12 protein-coding genes are annotated in these 14,053 nt (G+C 61.1%); 11 read left to right on the forward strand and 1 reads right to left on the reverse strand.

Annotation, left to right across the window (positions count from 1 at the left end; translation table 11 throughout):
• The first annotated feature begins 241 nt into the window (after positions 1-241).
• The 9 genes from secA (at position 242) to ACFE70_RS00650 (ending at position 11,563) form a co-directional block, all read left to right on the forward strand.
• Positions 242-3,664 carry a preprotein translocase subunit SecA gene (gene secA / locus ACFE70_RS00610; RefSeq protein ID WP_375415758.1) on the forward strand — a complete coding sequence of 1,141 codons (3,423 nt, stop codon included), beginning with the start codon at positions 242-244 and terminating at the stop codon, positions 3,662-3,664.
• Positions 3,665-3,877: 213 nt separating this feature from the next.
• The gene (locus tag ACFE70_RS00615) at positions 3,878-5,062 is read left to right on the forward strand and encodes an AAA family ATPase (protein WP_375415759.1); all 1,185 of its coding nucleotides are present in this window, start codon (positions 3,878-3,880) and stop codon (positions 5,060-5,062) included.
• A 3-nt stretch (positions 5,063-5,065) separates the two neighbouring features.
• A complete protein-coding gene (locus ACFE70_RS00620; protein ID WP_375415760.1) occupies positions 5,066-5,617 on the forward strand; it encodes a DUF4276 family protein in 552 nt (183 codons plus the stop codon).
• Positions 5,618-5,651: 34 nt separating this feature from the next.
• Entirely contained in the window at positions 5,652-6,320 is a 669-nt protein-coding gene (deoC, locus tag ACFE70_RS00625; protein ID WP_375415761.1) for a deoxyribose-phosphate aldolase, read from the forward strand.
• The gene (locus ACFE70_RS00630) at positions 6,298-6,873 is read left to right on the forward strand and encodes a hypothetical protein (protein WP_375415762.1); all 576 of its coding nucleotides are present in this window, start codon (positions 6,298-6,300) and stop codon (positions 6,871-6,873) included. The genes deoC and ACFE70_RS00630 overlap by 23 nt, the downstream gene beginning before the upstream one ends.
• 156 nt (positions 6,874-7,029) lie before the next feature.
• Positions 7,030-8,214: a M20 family metallopeptidase gene (locus tag ACFE70_RS00635; RefSeq protein ID WP_375415763.1), complete on the forward strand. Its 1,185-nt coding sequence runs from the start codon at positions 7,030-7,032 to the stop codon at positions 8,212-8,214.
• A 41-nt stretch (positions 8,215-8,255) separates the two neighbouring features.
• Positions 8,256-9,089 carry a hypothetical protein gene (locus ACFE70_RS00640; protein ID WP_375415764.1) on the forward strand — a complete coding sequence of 278 codons (834 nt, stop codon included), beginning with the start codon at positions 8,256-8,258 and terminating at the stop codon, positions 9,087-9,089.
• A gap of 254 nt (positions 9,090-9,343) precedes the next feature.
• The gene (locus ACFE70_RS00645) at positions 9,344-9,787 is read left to right on the forward strand and encodes an Hsp20/alpha crystallin family protein (protein ID WP_375415765.1); all 444 of its coding nucleotides are present in this window, start codon (positions 9,344-9,346) and stop codon (positions 9,785-9,787) included.
• A 237-nt stretch (positions 9,788-10,024) separates the two neighbouring features.
• Entirely contained in the window at positions 10,025-11,563 is a 1,539-nt protein-coding gene (locus ACFE70_RS00650) for a S1C family serine protease (protein WP_375415766.1), read from the forward strand.
• A gap of 182 nt (positions 11,564-11,745) precedes the next feature.
• Here the strand turns inward: ACFE70_RS00650 and ACFE70_RS00655 are convergent, their stop codons facing one another.
• Complete coding sequence (locus tag ACFE70_RS00655; RefSeq protein WP_375415767.1) at positions 11,746-12,699, reverse strand: bestrophin family protein; 954 nt, start codon at positions 12,697-12,699, stop codon at positions 11,746-11,748.
• A gap of 37 nt (positions 12,700-12,736) precedes the next feature.
• On the opposite strand from ACFE70_RS00655, the gene ACFE70_RS00660 reads away from it, so the two are divergent.
• Together ACFE70_RS00660 and ACFE70_RS00665 are read left to right on the forward strand one after the other, a co-directional pair.
• A complete protein-coding gene (locus tag ACFE70_RS00660) occupies positions 12,737-12,925 on the forward strand; it encodes a hypothetical protein (protein WP_375415768.1) in 189 nt (62 codons plus the stop codon).
• Positions 12,926-13,095: 170 nt separating this feature from the next.
• Positions 13,096-13,971 (forward strand): energy transducer TonB, encoded by an 876-nt coding sequence (locus ACFE70_RS00665; protein ID WP_375415769.1) that lies wholly within the window; start codon positions 13,096-13,098, stop codon positions 13,969-13,971.
• Positions 13,972-14,053 lie beyond the last annotated feature (82 nt).

The raw sequence follows: 14,053 nt of genomic DNA on the forward strand, positions 1-14,053 counted from the left end.
GCCGTTAGGTTGGCTGTTCAGGTATCGGTCCGGCGTTATCGTTCTTCCGGCCAGAGGCCCGATAGTAAACAGTCACGGGGCAGAGCCCCGCGCCATTGTTCTGCCAAACTTACCGCTCGCTTAACTGCGCACTCTTTTTGCCGCCAGTCTGTTTCCGCTTGTGCTTCAAAAAGCGGTTTAGGGAAAAGACCGTAATTTTGGGCAGCGCCGTGGCGTTAATTCTAAAGGTAAATAGCCTCTCATGTTAGATTTTCTAGGGAAAACCATCGCCAAGGTATTCGGCTCCAAGTCGGAGCGCGACTTGAAGGAGATTGTCCCATACGTGGCGCTGATTAACGCCGAATATGCCAAGCTGGCACCGTTGTCTGACGATGAGCTGCGCAACCAGACCCGGCAGGTGCGCGAGCGTCTCAGCCAGCGCCTGGCGGGCATCGACGGCCAGATTGGCGCGCTGCACCAGCGCATCGCCGACGAGCCCGCCCTGCACATCGACCAGAAAGAGGCCATCTTTTTGCAGATTGACGCCCTCGAAAAGCAGCGGAACAAGGAGCTGGAAGTGGTGCTGCTCGAAGTCCTACCCCCCGCCTTCGCCATCGTGAAGGAAACCGCCCGCCGCTACGCCGAAAACGGGCAGCTTACGGTCACGGCCACGGACTACGACCGCGACTACGCCCGCCGCAAGGGCAACTGCACGATTCAGGGCGAGCAGGCCATTTGGTCGAATAAGTGGACTGCCGGCGGTGCCGAAATCACCTGGGATATGGTGCACTACGACGTGCAGCTGATTGGCGGCGTGGTCTTGCACCAGGGCAAAATCGCCGAAATGGCCACGGGGGAGGGCAAAACGTTGGTTTCGACGCTGCCTGCGTTCCTGAACTCGCTCTCCGGCCGTGGCGTGCACGTGGTGACGGTGAACGACTACTTGGCCAAGCGCGACTCGGAGTGGAACGCGCCGCTGTTTGAGTTTCACGGCATCACCGTCGATTGCATCGACAAGCACCAGCCGAATACCGAGGAGCGCCGCCGGGCCTACCTGGCCGACATCACCTACGGCACCAACAATGAGTTCGGCTTCGACTACCTGCGCGACAACATGACGCGCGAGCCCGAAGAGCTGGTGCAGCGCAAGCACCACTACGCTATGGTGGACGAAGTGGACTCGGTGCTGATTGACGATGCGCGCACGCCGCTCATCATCTCCGGCCCGGTGCCGCGCGGCGACGAGCACGAGTTCTACCAGCTCAAGCCGCGCATTCAGCGCCTCGTGGACGAGCAGAAAAAGGTGGTGCAGAACTACCTCGTGCAGGCCCGCAAGCTCATCGCCGACGGCAAAACCGGCAGTGAGGAAGGCGACAAAAACGGCGAAGGCGGCCTGATGCTGTTCCGCGCCTACCGCGGTTTGCCCAAAAGCAAGCCGCTGATTAAATACCTGTCGGAAACCGGCATCCGGGCCGTGCTGCAAAAGACGGAAAACTTCTATTTGCAGGATAACTCCCGACAAATGCCGAAGGCGGATATGCCGCTGTTTTTCACCATTGACGAGAAAAACAATCAGATTGAGCTGACCGAGAAAGGCATCGATTTGATTACGGCGCAGGGCGAAGACCCGCAGCTGTTCATCATGCCCGACATCGGGGTGGAAATTGCTAACATCGAGAAAAACGCCAGCCTCACGGCCGAGGAAAAGCTGCACCAGAAGGAGCAGCTGATGAGTGAGTACAACGACAAGTCGGAGCGGGTGCACACCGTCAATCAGCTCCTGAAGGCCTACACGCTGTTCGAGAAGGACGACCAGTACATCCTGACCGACGACGGCAAGGTCAAGATTGTAGACGAGCAAACCGGCCGCGTGATGGAAGGCCGCCGCTACTCCGACGGCTTGCACCAGGCCATCGAGGCCAAGGAAAACGTGCGCATCGAGGACGCCACGCAGACCTACGCCACGGTGACCTTGCAGAACTACTTCCGCATGTACCACAAGCTGGCGGGCATGACCGGCACGGCCGAAACGGAGGCGGGCGAGTTCTGGGAAATCTACAAACTCGACGTAGTGGTTATTCCCACGAACCGCGCCATCTCGCGCCAGGACTCTGACGACCAGGTGTACAAGACCGTGCGCGAGAAGTATAACGCCGTGGCCGACGAAATTCAGAAGCTGGTGGCCGCCGGCCGGCCGGTGCTGGTCGGTACGACTTCGGTGGAAATCAGCGAATTGGTTAGCCGAATGCTCAAGTTCAAAGGCATCGAGCACCAGGTACTAAATGCCAAGCAGAACCAGCGCGAGGCCGAAATTGTGGCCGGCGCGGGATATCCCGGCACCGTGACCATCGCCACCAACATGGCGGGTAGGGGCACCGACATCAAGTTGCGCGAAACTTCACGCGGGTCGGGCGGTCTGGCCATTATCGGCACCGAGCGCCATGAAAGCCGCCGCGTGGACCGCCAGCTGCGGGGCCGCGCCGGCCGCCAGGGCGACCCCGGCACCTCGCAGTTTTTCGTCTCGCTTGAGGATAACCTGATGCGCTTGTTCGGCTCCGACCGCATCGCCGGCCTCATGGACCGCATGGGTCTGGAAGAGGGCGAAGTGATTCAGGCCCCGATGATTACCAAGAGTATTGAGCGGGCGCAGAAGAAGGTGGAGGAAAACAACTTCGGTACCCGCAAGCGCCTGCTGGAGTACGACGACGTGATGAACTCGCAGCGCGAGGTGGTGTACAAGCGCCGCCGCAACGCCCTGCACGGCGAGCGCCTAGAGCTGGACTTGCTCGACATGATATTCAGTCTAAGCGACGACCTCGTTTCGGCTCACAAAGCGACTAACGACTTCGAGGACTTCAAGCTGGCTATCATCCGCGTCTTCGGCTATGACACGCACCTGACGGCCCAGCAACTCAGCGCCACGCCCGCCCCACAGTTCACGCAGCTGCTCTACGAAGAGGCGTTGGGCTACTTCCAGAGCAAGAATGAGCACATCGCCGGCAACGCCCTACCCCTGGTTAACGACCTGCTGAGCCAGCACGCGCCCTACGAGAACTTGGCCGTGCCCTTCACCGATGGCCGCAAGCAGGTGCAGGCCATTGCTAATCTGAAGAAAGCCCAGGCCAGCGGCGGCGCCGAGATTCTGCGCTCGATGGAGAAGATTGTGGTCCTAAGCACGATTGACACCGCCTGGACCCAGCACCTGCGCCAGATGGACGACCTCAAGCAAGTCGTGCAGAACGCGGTGTACGAGCAGAAGGACCCGCTGCTGGTGTACAAGTTCGAGAGCTTCGAGCTGTTCAAGCGCATGATTGCCAAGGTCAACGAAGAAACCGCCTCGTTCCTGTTCCGCGCCGACGTGCCGGTGCAGGAAGACATGGTGGGCACCAACGACGAAGCCGACATGTACTTTGAAGAGGAAGAGCACCAGCCGCAGCTCACGGTGCAGAAAGAGGTATCATCGGTTTCGCTCGGCGCCGGTCCCGAAGACCTCGACGACCGCAACCCCGTGGGCATCGCGCCCGCGCTAGTACTGGAAAAGCAAACGCCCGTCCGCAGCCAGAAAGTCGCCAACCGCAACGACAAGGTCAGCGTGCAGTACATGGACGGCCGCATCGTGCGCGACGTGAAGTATAAGACCGTGGAGCAAGACGTGCTGAGTAATAGGTGCGTGCTGATGGACTGAGAAGGGTTGGATGTCGAGTTTTGAATTGAAAAGGCGGCTTTCCCGGTGTGGGGGGCCGCCTTCTTGTTGGGGGGTAGGGGCGAGGCTTGTCCCCGCCCGGCGTCCGCGCTGAGATAACGAATCGTTGAATCGTTCAGGCACCGGGCGGGGGCAAGCCCCGCGCCCTGCCCGTATCTTCGCCGTAGCCCGTTTAGCCGCCAAAGTGCACCCGCCATGATTAAGTCCGTCCGCCTCGTCAACTTCTTCAGCTTCGGCGACTGCACCATTGAGTTGGAGCCTGACCTGAACGTGCTGGTCGGCATCAATGGCAGCGGCAAGAGCAATTTCCTGCGTGCTTTTCAACTGCTGAAAGCGGGAATGGAAGGTCGCTTGCAGGAGCAGATTGCGCAGTGGGGCGGAATCGATGAAATCCGGCAGAAGAACACGGTTAGGCCATATAAAAATCATCCGGTTGAGCTACAGTTCACTATCTCCGGAGAATGGAAAGGGCAAGGTGGAGATGGATATGAAGGCGACATTACTTACCGAGTATTTCTGATTAATCAACCTAATAATAAGTTTACAGTTGACGAGACCGTGTCACGAGTAGATAATAAAGTTTATTTTGATTCCCTTGGAGGCAACATATTTGAGTCAGAAATTGCTGCGGGGGACAATGATTTAAAAGGGCGGACACAATATGGTGAAGCAAATGAATTGTGGTTACCCCTAATTGCTGCTAGTGGAACATTTTGGCAGTTGTTTTCCATTTACCGCTTCCTCCGCAGCCTCGACATCTACCGCCTCTTCAACACCACGGAAGAATCCCCTATGCGCACCACAGTCCGCGCAACTGGCGTGGATAAATTGCTGCCCAACGGTGACAATATGTTTCAGGTGCTCAACGTCACGGGCCTGAAATCTACGGCTGCATATGATGCTATCGAGGCGGGTTTGCACGACGTGAACGAGCATTTCCAGCGGTTTCGGATGAATGTGTACGGACAGGGCAGCGTCGAATTCTACTTGCAGGAAAAGGGACTGGAAACGCCTATTCACGCGGCGCAGGTGTCCGACGGCACGCTCTCGTATCTGTGTCTGCTCGTGGCGTTACATCAGCCCGGTCGGGGGCGCGTGGTCATCTTTGACGAGCCGGAGCGCAACCTGCACCCCGATATGCTGCTGGAATTGGGCAAGCAGTTCGAGAAAGCCAGTGAGCAGAGCCAGCTAATCGTGACTACTCATGCGCCGGGCTTGCTCAATCAGTTTCCTTTGCGGGCCGTGCGGGTGTTTGAGAAGGACGAAAACAACCAAACCCAGGTGCGGCAATTCACTGAAGAAAGCTTTGCCGGCTGGTATGAGGAGTTCGCGCCCGGTCAAATGTGGCGCGACGGCGCATTAGGCGGCAACCGCTACTAGCGCATGGCGGACTGCGTACTCTTCGTGGAAGGCAGCAGCAAGACCGATAATGGCGACTTGCGCAACGGATTCGGGCGGCTGTTGGGACAGGCTAATCTGCGTCAGAAGCCGCTTATCGTTATGTGCAATGACACGGATGGGGCTATCCGTAAATTTCAGCAGGAAACTGCTAAACCGAACTCAGCCTTCCGGCGCGTACTGCTGTTAGTTGATTTAGATGGCCCGGATAGCACCCGTGCCGCCTGGCTGGCCGCGAAGAAATTAACTGGTTACGAAGACCAAGTATTTTTCATGGTGCAGAAAATGGAGGCTTGGTTTCTGGCGCAGCCTACTATTCTGCACGAATTCTACCAGCCTAAACTAACGCACGTCCTGCCCGCCACAGCCGCGCCGCTGGTACCGCACCCCGACCGGGTGCTAGAGCGCTGCACCACGGATACTCGTAAAGGCCGGTACCATAAGACCGGGCACGGCGCGCGCCTGCTGGCTTTGTTGCAGCTAACCGAGTTGCAGACCACCTTCCCAGACGTGGCGCGGCTGCTAGCTTCTTTATAAACTCACCAGCCCGCCGTTCAATTATCTCTACGCTATGACCCTGGCCCCCTACCTCGACCACACCCTGCTCCGGCCCGACTGCACGGCCGACCAAATTCGGCAGCTTTGCCAGGAAGCCAAAGCGCACGGTTTTGCCGGCGTGTGCGTGCCGCCCTGCTACGTGGCGCTGGCGGCGCAGGAGTTAGCTGGCACCGCCGTAGCCGTGGGCACGGTGATTGGCTTTCCGCTCGGCTACCAGGACACGCGCACCAAGTTCCGGGAGGCGGAACATGCCATCGAGGCCGGCGCCACGGAGCTGGATATGGTGCTGAATATCTCGCTGCTCAAATCCGGGCAGTTGCCGCAAGCGGAGCAGGAGGTGGAAGACCTGGCCGACCTCGCGCACTTGCACGACGTGCTGCTGAAAGTTATCATCGAAACGGCACTACTCACGGAGGCTGAAATCATTCAGGCGGCGCAGCTTTGCGCCGAGGCGGGCGCCGATTTGGTGAAAACGTCCACGGGCTTTGCCAGCCGTGGCGCTTCAGTCGAGGATGTTGAGTTGCTGCGGCGCAGCCTGCCGGCCACGGTGCGCATCAAGGCATCGGGCGGCATTCGCACGCGGGCGGCGGCGCTGGCCCTGATTGCGGCAGGCGCCGACCGCATCGGCTCGTCTAACGGCGTAGCTTTGCTAAGTGAAGATGATGCAACAAGTTCTGTGTAAGGTGCTGCTGGCCGGGGCCGGGCCGCTGCTGAGCGCCTGCGCCGCCGCGGCGCCCGCCGCCCCGGCCGGGACTACGGCGGCCCCGGCCGACACCATCCGCCGCCCGGTCCCGGCCGGCGCGCTGCCCGCCGAGGACGTGCGCAGGTACCGCCCCGCTGCCGCCACCACGCCGCCCCGACCGACAGCGGCGCCTACCCCCCCTTCCTTTACCAAAGCCCCCTTCGTAGCGCCCACCAGCCAGGTGAATGAGCGCATCGAGCAGCGCCTGCGCGACCAGGCCTACACGAACGAGAAGGTCAGGTACACGCAGGGCTACCGCATTCTGGCCTACGTGGGCCTGGAGCGCGACAAGGCGATGGCCATCCGCCGTGCTGTCATCAGCCGTTACCCCGAGGAAACCGATTATATTACCTTCAAGCAGCCCATCTACCGGCTCTACATCGGTGACTACACCAGCAAGCTGGAAGCGGCGCGTGCCATGACGCGGGTGCGCCCGCTGGTGCCCAAGGCCGAGTTGGAATCGGCCTCAGTGGTGCTAAATAAGACGCCGTAATCCGGACCACGGATTTATCGGATTAGTCGGATTTTGGGGACGGTTTTCTATAATAAACAGAAGAAATTTTCTCGCCAGTGGCTTCAATCTTTCCGAAGGGGGTAGGGATTCTAAATTGAGGCCCGAATAGAATCGTCCCCGAAATCCGACTAATCCGTGGTTCAGACAATCAAAGCCCTTGCCGCCGCCCTTGCCGCCGACCTCGCCGCGGTACGCCGCCACCTGCACGCCCACCCGGAGCTGTCGTTCGAGGAAACCGAAACGGCCGCCTTCGTCACGCGGCAGCTGCGCGAAATGGGCCTTCAGCCCCAAACGATGGCCGAAACCGGCGTCGTGGCCCTCATCGAGGGGCGGCCCGGCGGCCCCACCCTGGCCCTGCGCGCCGACATGGATGCGCTGCCCATTCAGGAGCTGAACGAGGTGGCTTACAAATCGACCCGCCCCGGCGTGATGCACGCCTGCGGCCACGACGTGCACACTACCTCGCTGCTGGGCACGGCCCGCATTCTCAATCAGCTGAAAAGCGAGTTTCAGGGCACCGTAAAGCTGATTTTTCAGCCCGGCGAGGAGGTAGTGCCCGGCGGCGCCTCGCTCATGATTCGGGATGGCGTGCTGGAAAATCCGGCGCCGCGCGCGGTGCTGGGGCAGCACGTGTTTCCGAAGCTGCCGGTGGGGCAGGTCGGCATTCGCAGCGGGCGCTACATGGCCAGCGCCGACGAGCTGTATATGACCGTGCGCGGGCGCGGCGGCCACGGCGCCATGCCGGAGCTGAACCTCGACCCGGTACTGGTGGCGTCCCATATTATTGTGGCCGCCCAGCAGATTGTGAGCCGCCGCGCCAACCCTAAAATGCCCTCGGTGCTTTCCTTTGGCAAGGTCATCGCCAACGGCGCCACCAACGTCATCCCCGATTCGGTGTACCTCGAAGGCACCTTCCGCACGCTTGATGAGCAGTGGCGCATGGAGGCGCTGGGCCATTTGCGCCAGCTCTGCGAAGGGCTCGCCGCGAGCATGGGCGCCGTGTGCGAACTGGAAATTCGCCGTGGCTACCCCTGCCTCGACAACGAGCCCGCCCTCACGGCCCGCACGCGCGCCGCGATGGCTGCCTACGTGGGCGAAGAAAACGTCGTCGACCTCGACCAGTGGCTGGCGGCCGAAGACTTTGCCTACTTCTCCCAGGCCGGTCCGGCCTGCTTCTACCGCCTCGGCACGCGCAGCGCCGACGGCAGCCGCGGCACGGCCTCGGTGCACACGCCGACCTTCGACGTGGACGAAACCTGCCTGGAGCTGGGCCCCGGCCTGATGGCCTGGCTCACGGTGCAGGAGCTGGCGGCGCAGTAGCCATTTGCTTATTCAATTCCCTACCCCCTCTTTTTTCTGCAATGCCTCACCTTTTCCGTTTTGTGCTGGTAGCCGGCGGTCTGCTGCTGACCACCGCCGTCACCGCGCAGCGCCGCAATGTGGCCGACGCGGTGCTCGTGCCGGAGGCGCAGGTAGAGCTGGCGTTGAAAGGCGATGATTATCTGCTGGGGGGGGTTAATCTGGTGGCCGCAACCAACAGTGGAGGCAGCACGTTTGCCGCTGGTCAGTTGCGGTTAGGCTACGAGCATTTCTGGAGCAAGCAATGGAGCGGCGGGGCTACTCTGCGGGTGTCGGCGGCAGGGGAAGGTTACGGAGATGTACTGGGCCTAGTAGGTAATTTCATACCGGGGCTGTTGCTGCGACATACTAGCAAACTAGGCTCTTTCAACTTCGGCCAACGGCTGGGAGTAGAAAATGCGATGACAATAAGCGGCGATGGGAGCAGCAACCCCGACCGCGTCCTTGCCCGCCTCCGCCTCGACTTGGAGCGCCTTTTACCCGTGAGCGAAAAACTAATCTTGCGCCCACGCCTGGCCTACGAAACGGCCGCTTATCTGCGCTTCCAGCGCGACGAGGACCAACCCAAAGAGCGGGTGCTGGATTTCGGCAGTCTGCGGGCCGAACTGGGCCTGCGTGTCTCGCCGCAAATCGACTTCACGCCCTACATGGCTTGGCAGACTAGCTACATCAACGCCCTGCCCCAGTATATGGACGACCCCAACGGTAACCGAGTCCAAACCGGCGGTGGCCGCACTAATACAGTGGTGCCCGTCGTGGGCCTGGACCTGCGCTTCACCCTGCTGCCGAAGCAGGGGGTAGGGAATGAGCGGCGGCAGCTGCCCACGCAGCACTAGCTGGTGGTGATTATTTTTCGGACACTATGTCCTGGTCTTAGGTAGTAATAAGGAGGCAGGAAATCCGCTGACGCAGCGTTGGAAGGCGTATTTCTTTGATTTAATAGTTTAACGGCGACGAGCAATCTATTGAGATTATGACTTTTTGACATTAAGAAAGCAGTCCAAAGCGGTTGGTATAGAATCTGTAAAAAGCCCGGTGTATCTGACTGAGATGGTACGCCAAACGCTACTTACTTTTAACTTCTATACCCATGAACACGCTCGTTTATAACCGCCCGGCTTTGCGCCCTGCCCGCGCTTTCAACATCTTGTTTGGCGAGCTGCTGCGCGACACGCTGCCCGCCGCCCCAAACGCTCCCTCCACGGCTTTCCACCCCGCAGTTGATATCCTGGAAACCGAAGCTGGCTTTGAGTTGCAGCTCGCGTTGCCCGGCGTAGCCAAGGACGCCGTGAACATCGACTTTCAGGAAGGCCAGCTTGTGGTGAGTGGGGAACGCAAAGCGCCCCAAGCCGGCGAAAACACCCCTAAATTCCGCCGCGCCGAAACGGCTTACGGCTCGTTCCGCCGCGCTTTCCGCCTGCCCGAGACGGTCAGCGTGAAGGCCATCAGCGCGGAGCTGACCGACGGCATCCTGCGCGTGAGCCTGCCCCTGGACCCCGAAAAGACGACGAAACAGCACATTGAGGTGCGCTAATTTGACGACCCGCGGCGCATCCGGCCGCAAAAATGTCCGTAAAAAAAGGCACCTTCGCGGGTGCCTTTTTTCTGGTCTGCGTGTTGTAATACCAGCCGGCCGGCCCTGCGGGGCAGGCAACCCCCGAACACGAAACAGCTTCTTTGGCGCGTTGGCGGCCCGGCGTCCGCTTGTGGTTTGCAGCGGCCCATTTAAATTAGAATCCTTCTTCTCACTTCTCTCATCATTCTTCTATCCATGCAGACAAAACAAATGATGCTTGGCCTGCTGACTTCGGCGGTCCTCGGCGGGGGCGTGGCCGTGGGCGGCTACAAGCTGCTGGAGCCCGACCCGGCGACGGCCCCGCAAGCCATCCTGGCCGCTGACCCCAACGTGCGCTATACCTCCGAGCTGCGCAGCAGCCGCTACACCGTGCCCGAAGGTCTCAACTTCGTGGCTGCCGCTGCTTCGGCCACGCCGGCTGTGGTGCACGTGATGACGGAGTACGCGCCCTCGCGCAACGAAAGCGCTCAGATGCAGATGGACCCGTTTCTGCGGCAGTTCTTCGGCGACCAGTTGGAAAAGCAATATGAGCAGTACCACGGCCGCGGCGGGCGAGGCGAGATGGCGCCGCGCGGCGGCGAAGGCTCCGGCTCGGGTGTGATTATCGCCGCCAACGGCTACATCGTGACCAACAACCACGTCATCGAGAAGGCCTCCAAGATTACGGTCGTGCTCGACGACAAGCGCAAGTTTGACGCGGAGTTGGTCGGCACCGACCCCAATACCGACATCGCCGTGCTCAAGGTGAAGGCCGACAACCTGCCCTTCATCAAGTACGGCAACTCCGACGAAGTGAGGGTAGGGCAGTGGGTGCTGGCCGTGGGCAACCCGTTCAGCCTCAACTCGACCGTGACGGCGGGTATCGTGTCGGCCAAGGGCCGCAACATCAACATCCTGCGTCGTGAAGACAACATGAGCATTGAGTCGTTCATCCAGACCGATGCGGCGGTGAACCCCGGCAACTCCGGCGGCGCGCTCGTGAACCTGAACGGCGATTTGATTGGCGTGAACTCGGCCATCGCCTCGCAGACCGGCTCCTACGTGGGCTACTCGTTTGCCGTGCCCAGCTCCATCGTGAGCAAGGTGGTGGATGACCTGCTCAAGTATAAGGTGGTGCAGCGCGCCCTGCTCGGCGTCAGCATCCGCGAAGTCGATGCCGCCCTGGCCTCGGAGAAGAAGCTCAACACCCTCAACGGCGTGTACGTGATGGGCCGCAACGATAAAAGCGCCGCCGCTGCCGCCGGCATTAAGGAGGGCGACATCATCACTGAAATTAACGGCGTGGCCGTCAACACGTCCTCGCAGTTGCAGGAGCAGGTGGCGCGCTTCCGACCCGGCGACAAGATTAAGGTGACGTATCTGCGCGGTGAGAGCCGCAACACCACGACCGCCGAGCTGCACAACGCCGCCGGTACCAACGCCGTGGTGCGCGAGACGCCCGCTGATGCCGTGGTGAACTACGAGGGCGCCAAGTTTGCCCCCGTGCCCGCCCGCACCCAACGCTCGCTCGACCTGGAAGGCGGCGCTCAGATTTCGGGCGTAAAAGGCTCGAACTTCAAGGAAACCGGCATCGCCGACGGCTTTATCATCACGCGCATCGATAAGCGCGCCGTGACCAAGCCCGCCGACGTGAAGCGCTACCTCGAAGCGGCCAAGGACAACTCCGGTGCCCTGGTCGAAGGCGTATATCCCGACGGCCGCAAGGCATATTATCCCATCGGGCAGAGCGAGTAGGTTTCGCAGAGCTAAATAGCTAATTGAAAAAGCCCCGCCGTGTGAACGACGGGGCTTTTTGCGTGGAAGGGGGGTAGGGAGCGGACTTGCCCCCGCCCGGCGTAAGCGCCGTTTGCCTGGCAAGCCATTGCTTGTTGTTTGGCCGCCGGGTGGGGGCAAGCCCCGCTCCCTACCCCCCTCGTTTAGTACAGTACGTCGTTCACGGCTTCAAGCTTGGTAGGCAATTCTTTTTCCCCCAGCAACTCGCGCAAATCAATCTCGATGGTGCGGCAGATGCTGGACATGGGTACGTCGTTGATGGTGTTGTCGAACGGGTTTTCGCTCGTGTGGCCCACCACCTCGATGGTGTTGAACACCCAGGCCACGAGCATGGCCACGGGCACCGTAAGCCAGACGTGGTTGGGCCCCATCTTATCGAACTCTTCGACCAGGCCCAGCGGCAGCACGGCCGCGAACACCCGGACGAAGACGTAGCTGAAGTAAGCGTATTGGCGCGGGAAGGGCGTGTTTTTGATGCGTTCGCAGCCGCCTTGGGCGTGAAAGAGGTCGCGGAGCGTATCGACGAGCGACACTTGGCGCCACACCGCCAGCAGGCCCCGCTGGTGCAGGTGGCGCAGTTCTTCGCTTTGCTGGCGCAACAGGTGGGTGGGCGGGTTGTTGCGGTCGCGGGCGGCGGCGCTGTCGGCCAAGCTGAGGAAGGGCGCCACCTCGGCATCCCAGCGTTCGGCGGTCTGGCGGCGCAAGTGCAGGCGCAGGGCATTAACCCAGGCCAGCTGGCGGTAGAGCAGGCGGCGGTGCAGCTCGCGCACCTCGGCCGGGTCGGGTATCACCTCGTCGGGGGCAGGCTGCACGTAGTCAGAAATGCTGATGGCCCAGAGCCGGCTCAGGTTGGTGATGACGCCCCAGAGCTGGCGGCCCTCCGAAAACCGGTCGTAGGAGCCGTTGTTCTTGAAGCCGATGTAGAAGGCCACGGCCGTGCCCAGCGTGGCCACCGGCGCCCAGGGCAGGTCGAGGGCCCGGACGCCAAAGTAGCCGTAGAGCAGGCAAATGAAGCTGTCGTAGAGAAAGCAGACCAGCAGCGGCCACCAGGAATAAGACCACCAGACTTTAAAGCGAATATTATTGCGGACGTACATGATGGGCTAATGGGTAATGAAGAATGGGTAGTTCGCAATGAGCAATCTAAACGATATTATTCAATGCTCATCACTGCAAAGTGTTCGGCAAGAGCCGGTTGCAGGTGGCGAAGTCGGCTGGCAGGCTGGTCAGAAACACAGTCACGGCCACGAAGTCTTCTCAGCGGACGCCGGCTTCTTCAAGGATGAAGCGCACTTCCCGGAAGGGCGCGACGATGACGAGTAGTAGGCGGCCGGCGAGGCGGCCGGAACGGGTACGGAGTCAGCACAGTTCATGGCGGGAAAACGGGCTTAGGAGCGCGTCGGGCAGCTGGGCCGCTCAGCGCAGCTAGAACGATTATTGTTTGCCAGCTGAACGAGAGTCGGCGGCCGGCGGCAGCTGATTCCCTACCCCCCTTGATTTTCAAAACCTCTAAAAAGCGCTTTACGCGCCACTCCTCGTTTATGACGCCTTCGGCTCCCGCCAAAGCCCTGCCCGCGCTGCTCATGCTCAGCTTGCTGAGTTTTTCGGCCGCCGCCCAGACCAAGACCAAGCTCAAATACCCTAAGCCTGATGCCCGCGAGGTGTTCGACTCGGTGGCCGCGCCGGCCGTGCCGCTAGGCGGCACCCGCGCCTACGCTGAGTTTCTGGCCGCCCATCAGCGCTACCCCGGCGCGGCCTTGCAGCAGGGCTTGCAGGGCACTGTGCCGGTGAGCTTTATCGTGGAGAAAACCGGCGCCATCAGCGAGGTGAAGGTGGACCAGCCCCTGGCGCCGGAGCTGGACGCCGAGGCCCTGCGCCTGATTCGCAGCGGCCCGCGCTGGACGCCGGCCCGGCACCGCGGGCAGGTGGTGCGCCAGCGCGTGCGCGTGCCAGTCTCGTTCGTGCTCTCGCCCGGCTCGGCGGAGGTAGTGAAGCGGCCCGCGCCGGCCGCTGCGCCGGCGGGAGCGCCCGCCAACTCGGCGGCGGACCCCGACGCGCCCCTCGCCGTGGCGCCCGACGTGCCTACCCGCCCGGTGGGCGGCACCGAAACGTTTTTCGACTGGATTCAGCAGCACCAGGTCTACCCCCGGCTGGCCCGGCAGCGCAAGATTCAGGGCCGGGTGATGGTCGAGTTCATGGTGCAGCCCGACGGCTCGCTCACCGATGCGCGGGTGCTGAAAAAGATGGGCTCGGGCCTGGATGAGGAAGCGCTGCGGCTGATTAAGACGGCGCCGAAGTGGGAGCCGGCCACCTATAAGGGTCGGCCGTTAAAGCAAAAGATGGTGTTGCCGGTTATCTTTCAGTTGTAGAATTTTCTGAAAAAATAGCCCGTGAGCAGGAGGAAGTTGGGCCACCGGGCGGCGGCCGATGCAACATTGGCCGCCGTCAGCC

The sequence above is a fragment of the uncultured Hymenobacter sp. genome, assembly GCF_964243305.1.
GTDB lineage: Bacteria > Bacteroidota > Bacteroidia > Cytophagales > Hymenobacteraceae > Hymenobacter.

Coding starts and splice junctions, on each gene's coding strand:
- secA (WP_375415758.1), top strand. CDS start 242: ATGTTAGATTTTCTAGGGAAAACCATCGCCAAGGTATTCGGCTCCAAG.
- ACFE70_RS00615 (WP_375415759.1), top strand. CDS start 3,878: ATGATTAAGTCCGTCCGCCTCGTCAACTTCTTCAGCTTCGGCGACTGC.
- ACFE70_RS00620 (WP_375415760.1), top strand. CDS start 5,066: ATGGCGGACTGCGTACTCTTCGTGGAAGGCAGCAGCAAGACCGATAAT.
- deoC (WP_375415761.1), top strand. CDS start 5,652: ATGACCCTGGCCCCCTACCTCGACCACACCCTGCTCCGGCCCGACTGC.
- ACFE70_RS00630 (WP_375415762.1), top strand. CDS start 6,298: ATGATGCAACAAGTTCTGTGTAAGGTGCTGCTGGCCGGGGCCGGGCCG.
- ACFE70_RS00640 (WP_375415764.1), top strand. CDS start 8,256: ATGCCTCACCTTTTCCGTTTTGTGCTGGTAGCCGGCGGTCTGCTGCTG.
- ACFE70_RS00645 (WP_375415765.1), top strand. CDS start 9,344: ATGAACACGCTCGTTTATAACCGCCCGGCTTTGCGCCCTGCCCGCGCT.
- ACFE70_RS00650 (WP_375415766.1), top strand. CDS start 10,025: ATGCAGACAAAACAAATGATGCTTGGCCTGCTGACTTCGGCGGTCCTC.
- ACFE70_RS00655 (WP_375415767.1), bottom strand. CDS start 12,699: ATGTACGTCCGCAATAATATTCGCTTTAAAGTCTGGTGGTCTTATTCC.
- ACFE70_RS00660 (WP_375415768.1), top strand. CDS start 12,737: ATGAGCAATCTAAACGATATTATTCAATGCTCATCACTGCAAAGTGTT.